Here is a 1,724-nt window from a genome sequence, read left to right as displayed (position 1 = left end):
GCGGAAAGGCCCCGGGCCGGGGCCTTTCCGCCGGCCGGGAGGGCGGGACGGGCCCGCGATAGTCGCCGCCCGACGGGTGCCCAGGCCACGGCGACCACCGGCTACCGGCTACGCAACGCCGACTACTACAGCTGGGACTGCACCTGGGCGGAGATCAGGTCCAAGTGGTCCAGGTCGTCGAGGTCGAGGATCTGGAGGTAGAGCCGCTGGGAGCCGATCTCCGCGTACCGGCCGATCTTGTCGACGACCTCGTCCGGCGAGCCGGCCAGGCCGCTCGCCTTCAGCTCCTCGACCTCGCGGCCGATCGCGGCGGCCCTGCGGGCGACCTCCGCGTCGTCCTTGCCGACGCAGGCGACGAGCGCGTTCGAGTACACGAGGTCGGTGCCCTTGCGGCCGGCCTCCTCCGCCGCGGTGCGTACCCGGCCGAACTGGCGCTCGCTGTCCTCGACCGACGCGAACGGCATGTTGAACTCATCCGCGTACCGGCCCGCAAGGCGCGGGGTGCGGGTGGCGCCGTGGCCACCGATGAGCACCGGCACCTTGGGCTGTGCGGGCTTGGGCAGCGCGGGCGAGTCCGTGAGCTGGTAGTACGTGCCCTCGTAACTGAAGGTCTGGCCGACCGCCGTCTCCCACAACCCGGTGACGATCGCCAACTGCTCTTCCAGGCGGGCGAACTTCTCCTTCGGGAACGGGATGCCGTACGCCTTGTGCTCCTCCTCGAACCAGCCTGCGCCCAGGCCCAGTTCGACGCGGCCGCCGGACATCTGGTCGACCTGGGCGACCTGGATCGCCAGGACGCCCGGGAGACGGAAGGTGCCGGCGGTCATGAGCGTGCCGAGGCGGATGCGCTTGGTTTCCCTGGCCAGTCCGGCGAGGGTGACCCAGGCGTCCGTGGGCCCTGGGAGGCCCTCGGCGGAGCCCATGCGGAGGTAGTGATCAGAGCGGAAGAAGGCATCGAAACCGAGGTCTTCCGTGGCCTTCGCCACGGCGAGCAGGGTGTCGTAGGTCGCCCCTTGCTGGGGCTCGGTGAAGATTCGAAGATCCATGCCTCCATCCTGCACGGTCGAACGCCGGTCAACCTCATCGGTGCCGCCAGTACCTCTCGTCCCCAGTCGGGGTGAAACCCGTCAACCCCGCGCCTGGGGCGGGCCCGCCCCAGTGACTGGCCCCCGCGGTGATCGTTGGCTCGGGCGGTGCCGGACCGACCGGCACCCCGTCGCCGGCGGCCGCCCGGTGTGATTGCTGGTCCTCCCCGCGGGGAGGGCGAAGGCCGAGGAGGCCGTCATGTCCCAGGAAGTCGTTCCCTCGTCGGGGCCCAAAGGCTTACTGCAACAGATGGAGGAGCTGATGGCGGCGCTCAACGCGGATCTGTCGCAACTCGACGCCGACCTTCAGCAGTCGGCCGGCCGTCCTGCTCCGGCGGACGAGCCCGACTGCGTCTGAAGCACCGCCCGCCTCGGTGACGCCACCCGCGGCGGGCTCTTTCCCAGCCCCGCCGCCCCCTGCTTTCCTCATTCTCGGCTGCGCTCGAGCGGGGCGACGCCCATCCCCTGGAGGCTGCGCCCCCAGACCCCCCTTTCGACCTGGACGGCCTCGTCCTCAAACGCCGGACGGGCTGTTGGTGCCCGGACCGGGCTGGAAGATTCAACGAAATTCAGCCCCTCTCGGGGCACCTCCCAGCGGTAGCTGGGGGAGTTTGAGGAGCGGGGTTCGAGGGCCGGCCC

General features: G+C 70.7%; 2 protein-coding genes. One reads left to right on the top strand and one right to left on the bottom strand.

Annotated features, from left to right (window positions below):
• Positions 1-125 precede the first annotated feature (125 nt).
• Positions 126-1,046 (bottom strand): LLM class F420-dependent oxidoreductase, encoded by a 921-nt coding sequence (locus ACTWQR_RS55625; RefSeq protein WP_443234996.1) that lies wholly within the window; start codon positions 1,044-1,046, stop codon positions 126-128.
• Positions 1,047-1,284: 238 nt separating this feature from the next.
• On the opposite strand from ACTWQR_RS55625, the gene ACTWQR_RS55620 reads away from it, so the two are divergent.
• Entirely contained in the window at positions 1,285-1,443 is a 159-nt protein-coding gene (locus tag ACTWQR_RS55620) for a hypothetical protein (RefSeq protein WP_443234995.1), read from the top strand.
• Positions 1,444-1,724: the final 281 nt, after the last annotated feature.

This window comes from Streptomyces sp. 2A115 (genome assembly GCF_052245575.1).
Classification (GTDB): domain Bacteria; phylum Actinomycetota; class Actinomycetes; order Streptomycetales; family Streptomycetaceae; genus Streptomyces.
The sequence above is the reverse complement of the archived record's forward strand: the minus strand, read 5'-3'. Positions and strand labels throughout refer to the sequence as shown.

What these genes read in the sequence shown, in the direction of transcription:
- ACTWQR_RS55625 (WP_443234996.1), bottom strand. Translation starts at nt 1,046, where the DNA reads ATGGATCTTCGAATCTTCACCGAGCCCCAGCAAGGGGCGACCTACGAC.
- ACTWQR_RS55620 (WP_443234995.1), top strand. Translation starts at nt 1,285, where the DNA reads ATGTCCCAGGAAGTCGTTCCCTCGTCGGGGCCCAAAGGCTTACTGCAA.